Source organism: Agromyces humi, assembly GCF_009720255.1.
Taxonomy (GTDB): Bacteria; Actinomycetota; Actinomycetes; order Actinomycetales; family Microbacteriaceae; genus Agromyces; species Agromyces humi.
The window spans coordinates 1-7,015 of the sequence record NZ_WJSP02000191.1 but is presented as its reverse complement, the minus strand read 5'-3'; the positions used below and the strand labels follow the sequence as shown (position 1 = coordinate 7,015).

The 7,015-nt window shown below is 71.1% G+C and carries 10 protein-coding genes and 1 pseudogene; 7 read left to right on the top strand and 4 right to left on the bottom strand.

All coding sequences use genetic code 11. The features are described from left to right. A pseudogene (locus GH736_RS25085) lies at positions 1-128 on the bottom strand (cbb3-type cytochrome c oxidase subunit I); the annotation flags it as partial. 93 nt (positions 129-221) lie between these two features. On the opposite strand from GH736_RS25085, the gene GH736_RS14370 reads away from it, so the two are divergent. The 3 genes from GH736_RS14370 (at position 222) to GH736_RS14360 (ending at position 2,433) form a co-directional block, all read left to right on the top strand. After that, positions 222-1,190: a hypothetical protein gene (locus tag GH736_RS14370; protein WP_159604483.1), complete on the top strand. Its 969-nt coding sequence runs from the start codon at positions 222-224 to the stop codon at positions 1,188-1,190. Between the two features lie 95 nt (positions 1,191-1,285). Next, positions 1,286-2,125, top strand: a complete 840-nt coding sequence (locus GH736_RS14365) for a DNA-formamidopyrimidine glycosylase family protein (RefSeq protein WP_159604481.1) — start codon at positions 1,286-1,288, stop codon at positions 2,123-2,125. Positions 2,126-2,223: 98 nt separating this feature from the next. Beyond that, positions 2,224-2,433, top strand: a complete 210-nt coding sequence (locus GH736_RS14360) for a dodecin (protein ID WP_159604479.1) — start codon at positions 2,224-2,226, stop codon at positions 2,431-2,433. On the opposite strand, the gene GH736_RS14355 is transcribed toward GH736_RS14360, so the two are convergent. Both GH736_RS14355 and GH736_RS14350 read right to left on the bottom strand, forming a co-directional pair. Then, positions 2,434-2,670: a hypothetical protein gene (locus GH736_RS14355; protein ID WP_159604478.1), complete on the bottom strand. Its 237-nt coding sequence runs from the start codon at positions 2,668-2,670 to the stop codon at positions 2,434-2,436. A 52-nt stretch (positions 2,671-2,722) separates the two neighbouring features. Continuing rightward, positions 2,723-3,100 carry a DUF4180 domain-containing protein gene (locus GH736_RS14350; RefSeq protein WP_159604476.1) on the bottom strand — a complete coding sequence of 126 codons (378 nt, stop codon included), beginning with the start codon at positions 3,098-3,100 and terminating at the stop codon, positions 2,723-2,725. Between the two features lie 136 nt (positions 3,101-3,236). Between GH736_RS14350 and GH736_RS14340 the strand changes: the two genes are divergently transcribed. From GH736_RS14340 to GH736_RS14330, 3 genes are all read left to right on the top strand, one after another. Beyond that, a complete protein-coding gene (locus GH736_RS14340; protein ID WP_159604474.1) occupies positions 3,237-4,241 on the top strand; it encodes a beta-ketoacyl-ACP synthase III in 1,005 nt (334 codons plus the stop codon). A 66-nt stretch (positions 4,242-4,307) separates the two neighbouring features. After that, positions 4,308-4,556, top strand: a complete 249-nt coding sequence (locus tag GH736_RS14335) for an acyl carrier protein (protein WP_056731598.1) — start codon at positions 4,308-4,310, stop codon at positions 4,554-4,556. A gap of 84 nt (positions 4,557-4,640) precedes the next feature. Further along, positions 4,641-5,876 carry a beta-ketoacyl-[acyl-carrier-protein] synthase family protein gene (locus tag GH736_RS14330; protein ID WP_159604472.1) on the top strand — a complete coding sequence of 412 codons (1,236 nt, stop codon included), beginning with the start codon at positions 4,641-4,643 and terminating at the stop codon, positions 5,874-5,876. A 148-nt stretch (positions 5,877-6,024) separates the two neighbouring features. Here the strand turns inward: GH736_RS14330 and GH736_RS14325 are convergent, their stop codons facing one another. Next, complete coding sequence (locus GH736_RS14325; RefSeq protein WP_159604470.1) at positions 6,025-6,546, bottom strand: DUF3145 domain-containing protein; 522 nt, start codon at positions 6,544-6,546, stop codon at positions 6,025-6,027. A gap of 213 nt (positions 6,547-6,759) precedes the next feature. Here GH736_RS14325 and GH736_RS14320 point away from each other — a divergent pair. Further along, on the top strand, positions 6,760-7,015 hold a 256-nt coding region (locus GH736_RS14320), incomplete at its 3' end, for a PadR family transcriptional regulator (RefSeq protein ID WP_203230779.1).

Sequence of the window (7,015 nt, the reverse complement as noted above, 5' to 3'; positions counted from 1 at the left end):
ATCGGCATGCGGAACATCGTCATGCCGGGTGCGCGCATGGTGATGATCGTGGTGATGAAGTTCACCGCGCCGAGGATGGTTCCGAAGCCCGAGAGGCCCAGGCCGAGCATCCACAGGTTGCCGCCGACGGCGCGACCACCGAGCAGAGCACGGCCCAGGACGGCGCGATCGCGGGAGCTGCGCCCGACCAGGCGAAGCGCTCCGCCTCGGGCGCCACCGACATGATCTACCCGGGGTTCGGGCGCAGCAGCTTCCGCTCGACGGGCCTCTCCACCGCGTCGGGCACCGCGGCCGGATACGGGTACGACGCCCGCGCCGCCTCGAACGCCGAATCGGTCGGCGCCCTGGCCGCCGCCCTCGGGGTGGCGGGAACGCCCCAGCTGAAGGACGGCGCATGGACGGTCGGTCCGCAGGACGGCACCGCCCCGTCACTGTACGTCGGGCTCGACGGCACGCTGAGCTTCTCCTACTCCGATCCGCTCCTGAACCCCTGGAACTGCGCGACGACCGACGCCGGCAAGGGCACGGGCGCCACGGACGGCCCGGTCGAGATCGCCCCCGTCGACCCCTGCGAGCCTCCGACCGTCGGCCTGCCGTCCGAGGACGCCGCGATCGACGCGCTGCGGTCCCTCATCGCCTCCGTCGGACGCGACCCCGGCGCCTTCGAGTACACCTCGGAGACGTGGGAGGGTGCGGTCACCCGCTCGGCGCAGGCCTGGCCGGTCGTCGACGGCCAGCGCATCGACCAGTCGTGGAGCCTCGAGCTCACCGACCGCGGCATCGTGAGCGCCTACGGCGCGCTCGCCGAGCTCGTGAACCTCGGCGACTACCCGGTCGTGAGCGAGCAGGAGGCGTTCGAGCGGCTCTCCGACCCCCGGTTCGGCGCGCAGGTGACCGCCATGCCACTGGCCATCCGCGAACAGGCGGTCGACGCTGCCGAGGGCTCCACCGCGAGCCCCGAGTGGGTGCCGCCGACCGAGCCGCCCGCGACGCCGTCCGATGGGGCCGCCGTCGCGTGGCCGGTGAACGACGTCGAGATCGTCGGCGCCCGCCTGGGCCTCGCGAGCCAGTGGCAGCCCGACGGCAGCGTGCTGGTCGTTCCGGCGTACGAGTTCACGGATGCCGCGGGCGGCACCTGGTCGGTCATCGCCGTCGCCGACTCGAAGCTCGACTTCGCGACGGGGGAGTGACCGGCGACCGACCGGGTGGTCGCATCCCGGTCGGCTGCGGCATCCGGAACCGGCACGGCCTGTTCACGAGCGCGATCCCGTGGAAGGCTGTCGGCATGCCGGAATCACCAGAGGTGCAGGCCCTCACCGAGGAGCTCGCCGAGCGGTTGACGGGCCGCGCGCTCGCCGCGGTCGACGTCGTCGAGTTCCGGAGCCTGAAGACCCGCGCGCGACCGCCAGAGGGCCTCGTCGGACAACGCGTCACCGGCGCGGTCCGCCATGGCAAGCACGTCGACGTCGCGTTCGACGCGGCGCATCTCGTGGTGTCGCTCGGGCGGCACGGCTGGGCTCGATGGGGCGGTGCTGCCGACGCGGGCGACCCGCAGGATGACGCGCCGCCCACGCTCGTCGTGCTCGAGTTCGACGACGGCTCGACGCTCGAGCTCACGGATGCCGGTGACTGGGTCTCGCTCGGATGCTTCGTGGTCGACGATCCGGCGGAGGTACCGGCCGTGGCGAAGCTCGGGCCCGACCCCGCCGACCCCTCCTTCTCGCGGGCGCAGTTCGACGCGGCGGTCTCCGGTCGCCGCAAGCAGGTGAAGGCGGTGCTGCAGGACCAGGAGTCGCTCGCGGGCATCGGCAACGCCTACTCCGACGAGATCCTGTTCGCGGCCAAGGTCTCGCCCGTCGGGCACGCCGCAGCACTGTCGGGCGACGAGGCCGATCGCCTGTTCGACGCCACCGTCGGCATCATCGGCGACGCCATGGCCGCGCAGCGCGGCGTGCCGATCGCGGAGCTCAAGGCGGCCAAGGTCGCGTCGATGCGGGTGCACGGCCGGGCGGGGGAGCCGTGCCCGGTGTGCGGCGACACCATCCGCGACTTCTCGTTCGCCAGCACCACCGCGCAGTACTGCCCGACCGACCAGACGCACGGCGAGCTGCTGCCCCTCAAGTGAGGCGACCGCGGCCCGGCGATCGATCCGCCCTGTCGGCGGGCCTCGGTGCGGGCTAGGGTCGAGGCATCCCGCGACGGCGCGGGGGTGGGGAGCAGACCATGACCGATCATGTCTACCGGATCACCGAGATCGTCGGCACGTCGACCGAGAGCATCGACACCGCGATCCGCAACGCCATCGGGCGCGCGACCGCGACCCTTCGCAACGTCGACTGGTTCGAGGTGGTGTCGACGCGCGGCGAGGTCGCCGACGGCAACGTCGTGCACTTCCAGGTCACGCTGAAGGTGGGCTTCCGGCTGGAGGAGTAGTCAGGCCGCACCCGTGAACGAGGCGGGATGCCCATCGGCTGGGCCGCGCCGCACCCGGCTGACGGCGTCGGGCGCGGCGGTGAACCGCCCGGCCTGGCCGTCGTCATCGCGATAGGCGACGCGGATGCCGCGGCCGACGCGTGCGATCTTCGTCACCTCGTAGCTGCGGCCCGAGGCGCTGACGAGCGTGTCGCCCACCCGAAGGTGACGCGTCTGTCGCAACTCGAGGACCTCCATACTGAGAGTGTCTCAGCACCCACCGACATCGCGTCGGGTGGGGAGGCCGACGTCAGGCGCGCCCGCCGCCCCGTTTCGCCAGCTTCTCGCGCAGTGCCGCCTCGTCGTCCACGAACCAGATCTGGTCGCCGCGATTGGACTCCCAGACGAAGTCGCGCAGGGCGTTGCTCTCGGCGAGGTGGTCGGTGATGTCGCCGACGACCGCCAGGCGCAGCCGATAGTTCACGAGCTTCTGCACGATCTCGCCGGCGATCCCGGTGCTGAGTCGGAAGAACTCGGGATCGAGCCGCGACACGGGCAGCACAATGAGATTCGCGTGGTGCGACCAGGCCGACCCGACCAAGTCGCTCGCATCGTCGGGCGTCGAGATGAGGTGGCCCTCGGGCTCGAGGTGGAGCATCCGGATGTCGCTGCCGTCGTCGATGGACATGCGACGACCCTAGCGCCGAGCCGACGCGGGCTCAAGGGAGTGCCGACGGTCGCCGTGAAGACGCCCGACGACCTCCCGGCCGCGATCGAGCTCATCGAGCAGGCCGCCTGAACCGGGCGCGAAGAGAAAGCCGAGCATGACGAAACCCACGCTGCAGCAGTCGCACGGACCCGCCTACACCCGCATCTACGCCGTCGGCGCCGCACGCGGCGAGAACGCCGTGCCCAACGACGACCTGGTCGGACCGATCAACTCCTCCGACGAGTGGATCCAGCAGCGCACCGGCATCATCACGCGCACTCGCGCCGGCGCCGACGTGGAGGCCCTCGACCTCGCGACGGATGCCGCACGTGAGGCGATCGAGAAGTCGGGTGTCTCGCCTGAGCTCATCGACCTGGTCGTCGTCGCAACGGTCTCCAACGTGCAGCAGACGCCCTCGATCGCAGCCGTGCTGGCCGACCGGGTGGGCGCCAATCCCGCCGCGGCGTACGACACGAACGCGGCCTGCGCCGGATACGCCTATGCCATCGCGCAGGCGGATGCGCTCATCCGCACCGGTGGAGCGCACTACGCACTCGTCGTGGGCGCCGAGAAGCTCTCGAACGTCGTCGACCCGACCGATCGCTCGATCTCGTTCCTGCTGGGCGATGGGGCGGGCGCGGTGGTCATCGGCCCGAGCGACTTCCCGGGCATCGCGCGCACCATCTGGGGCTCCGACGGCTCCAAGGCGGGTGCCGTCGGCATGAACGGCACCCTCACCGAGTTCCGCGACGGCACGGCCGAGTGGCCGACCCTCCGCCAGGAGGGCCAGACCGTCTTCCGCTGGGCCGTGTGGGACATGGCCAAGGTCGCCAAGCAGGCACTGGATGCCGCGGGCGTGACCAGCGCCGACCTCGCCGCCTTCATCCCGCACCAGGCGAACATGCGCATCATCGACGAGTTCGCGAAGCAGCTGAAGCTGCCCGACTCCGTCGTGATCGCCCGCGACATCGCGACGACCGGCAACACCTCGGCGGCGTCGATCCCGCTCGCGACCCATCGGCTGCTCGAGGAGCATCCGGAACTCTCGGGGGGCCTCGCCCTCCAGATCGGCTTCGGCGCCGGCCTCGTGTTCGGCGCCCAAGTGGTGGTTCTCCCCTGAACCACCGATCACTGTCCATCTAGACTGTCTCTCGGTCAAACGAGACACCCTCAAGGAGAAGAACCAATGGCATTGTCCACCGAAGAAGTGCTTGCCGGCCTGGCCGAGCTCATCAACGACGAGACCGGCATTGCGACCGACACGGTTGAGCTGGACAAGTCGTTCACGGATGACCTCGACATCGACTCGATCTCGATGATGACGATCGTCGTCAACGCTGAGGAGAAGTTCGACGTCAAGATCCCCGACGAAGAGGTGAAGAACCTGAAGACCGTCGGCGACGCCGTCGACTTCATCGTCAAGGCCCAGGCCTAGTCGCTGCTCGGGCGGGCGCCACGCACCCGTGCCGCCCGCCCGATCACGCAGCCTGTTTCCTCCAATCCACGGAGTGCTTTCGTTATGACCAAGAAGATCGTCATCACCGGCATCGGCGCGACCTCGCCGCTCGGCGGCACCGCGCGCGACAGCTGGAACGCCCTACTCGCGGGCGAGTCCGGGGCGCGCACGCTCGAGCAGGAGTGGGTCTCCGAGCTCGAATTGCCCGTGACATTCGCGGCGACCGCCAAGGTCCCGTCGTCCGACGTGCTCGAGCGCCACGAGCTCAAGCGCCTCGACCCCTCGAGCCAGTTCGCCCTGATCGCCGGCCGTGAGGCCTGGGCCGACGCCGGCGCGCCCGAGGTGGCCCCCGAGCGACTCGCCGTCGACTGGTCGACGGGCATCGGCGGGGTGTGGACGCTGCTCGACGCGTGGGACACGCTGCGCGAGCGCGGCCCGCGACGCGTGCTGCCCATGACCGTGCCGATGCTCATGCCGAACGGGCCGGGCGCCGCGATCGGCATGGACCTGCACGCCCGCGCCGGCATCCGCACCGTCGTCTCGGCGTGCGCGTCGAGCACCGAGGCCCTCGTGAACGCCTACGACCACCTGCAGGCCGGGCTGGCCGACGTCGTGATCGCCGGCGGGTCGGAGGCGGCGATCCACCCGCTGCCGATCGCCGCCTTCGCCTCGATGCAGGCCCTGTCCCGTCGCAATGACGAGCCGGCCATCGCCTCGCGGCCCTACGACCTCGGGCGCGACGGCTTCGTGCTCGGCGAGGGCGCCGCGGCGCTCGTCGTCGAGACCGAGGAGCACGCCAAGGCGCGCGGCGCCCGGATCTACGCCGAGCTGCTCGGCGGCGCAGTGACGAGCGACGCGTACCACATCACCGCCCCCGACCCCGAGGGTTCGGCGGCGGCGCGCGCCATGAAGGCCGCCATCGAGGGTGCGGGAGCCTCCTTGGCCGACGTGCAGCACATCAACGCGCACGCCACGAGCACGCCCGTGGGCGACATCGCCGAGTACAACGCGCTCCGCCGCGTCTTCGGCGACGCGCTCGACGGCATCGCCGTCACCGCGACGAAGGCGTCCACCGGGCACCTGCTCGGTGGTGCCGGCGCAATCGAGGCGCTGTTCACGGTGCTCGCCCTGCACGAGCGCACGGCGCCGCCCACGATCAACCTGACCGAGCAGGATCCCGAGATCCCGCTCGACGTCGTCACGTCGCCGCGCGCGCTGGGCGACGGCGAGGTCGTCGCCATCTCGAACTCGTTCGGCTTCGGCGGCCACAACGCGGTCGCCGCGTTCCGCACCGCCTGAGCGGATGCCGCGGGCGCGAGCCCATGAGAAGACCCCGGTCGCCGTTCGGCGCCGGGGTCTTCTCGTCATGGTCCGCGGGTTTCGCTCCACTCGACGCCGGGAATGGGACATCCGACCTCGCGTCACGCCACTCGCGGACCGCGCCGCCTCAGCCCACCTGGTGCAACCAGACGACCGGGGCGAAGTCACTCGCGTGGCGGAAGGGTTCGAGCTCGTCGTCCCAAGCCTGGCCGAGCGCCAGCCTGAGCTCGCGGTGCAGCTCGACCGTGTCGTGGCCGGCCACCTCCATCGCGTAGCGGATGCGATCCTCGGGGATGACCGTGTTGCCCGCGGTGTCGGTCTGCGCGAAGTACACGCCGAGGTCGGGCGTGTGCATCCAGCGGGCACCGTCGGAGCCCGGCGTCGGATCCTCGCTCACCTCGAAGCGCAACTGCTCCCACCCGCGCAGGGCCGAGGCGAGCTTGGCGCCGCTTCCGGCTTCGCCCTCCCAGTAGAACTCGGCGCGCATGAGCCCCCGGTAGACCGGCTGCTCCGACCAGTCGAAGTTCACCGGCGTGCCGAGCGCACGACCGGCAGCCCACTCCACATGCGGGCAGAGCGCCCGCGGCGAGGAGTGCACGAACAGCACGCCTCGCGCGGCGCGCTGGGCCCGCGTGACCTTCTCCGCCATCTCCGTCTCCGTTCTCGAGGTGCGTCTTCCCCTACGACCTCGGAACCGCCGGATGGCGAGTGTTCGATTGTGGACGGCGAGCCGTCATGGGCGATTATGCCGTGGAATTTCGCGCAGGACAAGGCTCCGCGCGGTCCGGAGCGCCGCCGACCGGTCGCCGGCGCGCAACACTATGCTCGGTGAAGCGTTTCTCATCCCTCAGGGAGGCACTCCATGGCCGTGCGCGACGCACTGCTCGCACTGCTCACCGCCGGACCCGCGTACGGCTTCCAACTGCACGGCGGACTCGCCGCCCGCACCGGGGGCCGCCGGTTGGTGAACGTCGGCCAGACCTACGCGACGCTCGAGCGGCTCACCAAGCAGCGGCTCATCGAGTCGGCCGGATCCACCGCCGATGGCCTGCCGCTGCACCGGCTCACGGCAGCGGGAGAGGCCGCGGCCGCGGCCTGGCTCGGTGGGGCGGATGCCG

Coding starts and splice junctions, on each gene's coding strand:
- GH736_RS14365 (WP_159604481.1), top strand. CDS start 1,286: ATGCCGGAATCACCAGAGGTGCAGGCCCTCACCGAGGAGCTCGCCGAG.
- GH736_RS14350 (WP_159604476.1), bottom strand. CDS start 3,100: ATGTCCATCGACGACGGCAGCGACATCCGGATGCTCCACCTCGAGCCC.
- GH736_RS14325 (WP_159604470.1), bottom strand. CDS start 6,546: ATGGCGGAGAAGGTCACGCGGGCCCAGCGCGCCGCGCGAGGCGTGCTG.
- GH736_RS14340 (WP_159604474.1), top strand. CDS start 3,237: ATGACGAAACCCACGCTGCAGCAGTCGCACGGACCCGCCTACACCCGC.
- GH736_RS14330 (WP_159604472.1), top strand. CDS start 4,641: ATGACCAAGAAGATCGTCATCACCGGCATCGGCGCGACCTCGCCGCTC.
- GH736_RS14370 (WP_159604483.1), top strand. CDS start 222: ATGATCTACCCGGGGTTCGGGCGCAGCAGCTTCCGCTCGACGGGCCTC.
- GH736_RS14335 (WP_056731598.1), top strand. CDS start 4,308: ATGGCATTGTCCACCGAAGAAGTGCTTGCCGGCCTGGCCGAGCTCATC.
- GH736_RS14355 (WP_159604478.1), bottom strand. CDS start 2,670: ATGGAGGTCCTCGAGTTGCGACAGACGCGTCACCTTCGGGTGGGCGAC.
- GH736_RS14360 (WP_159604479.1), top strand. CDS start 2,224: ATGACCGATCATGTCTACCGGATCACCGAGATCGTCGGCACGTCGACC.